Source organism: Weissella viridescens (assembly GCF_003862435.1).
GTDB lineage: Bacteria > Bacillota > Bacilli > Lactobacillales > Lactobacillaceae > Weissella > Weissella viridescens_A.
Genome location: NZ_RHGY01000019.1, coordinates 1 through 641, shown reverse-complemented (window position 1 = coordinate 641; position 641 = coordinate 1). Strand labels below are relative to the sequence as shown.

At 42.9% G+C, this 641-nt stretch carries 1 rRNA gene; it reads right to left on the bottom strand.

The annotated features are described in order from the left end of the window. Positions 1 to 328: 328 nt before the first annotated feature. Positions 329 to 641 (bottom strand): 16S ribosomal RNA (locus D3P96_RS08265); the annotation flags it as partial.

Here is a 641-nt window from a genome sequence, read left to right as displayed (position 1 = left end):
CCTTCATCGGCTCCTAGTGCCAAGGCATTCACCATGCGCCCTTAATAACTTAACCTATCAACTTGCGTTGATGATTCAAGTTTGAGTATTGTGGCTCAAAGGCCACAAGCGATTTAAACTAATTTAAAAAACTCAAAAAATTACGCGGTGTATTTTTTCGGCTCAATTTAATTATAATAATTAATTGAAATGAATTTAAAATTTAAATATGATTCAGTTTTCAAAGAACTAAGTCCTTGTAACCCGAAGGTTACAAAAGTTTGAGTGTAAACCACTCAAAACTGAATATCGTTTCAACGCAAATRTRTAGGCTTCCGATTTTCCTTAGAAAGGAGGTGATCYAGCCGCAGGTTCTCCTACGGCTACCTTGTTACGACTTCACCCTAATCATCTGTCCCACCTTAGACGGTTGGCTCCTAAAAGGTTACCTCACCGGCTTTGGGTGTTACAAACTCTCATGGTGTGACGGGCGGTGTGTACAAGACCCGGGAACGTATTCACCGCGGCGTGCTGATCCGCGATTACTAGCGATTCCGACTTCATGTAGGCGAGTTGCAGCCTACAATCCGAACTGAGACAAGTTTTAAGAGATTCGCGTACCCTCGCGGGTTAGCTGCTCGTTGTACTTGCCATTGTAGCAC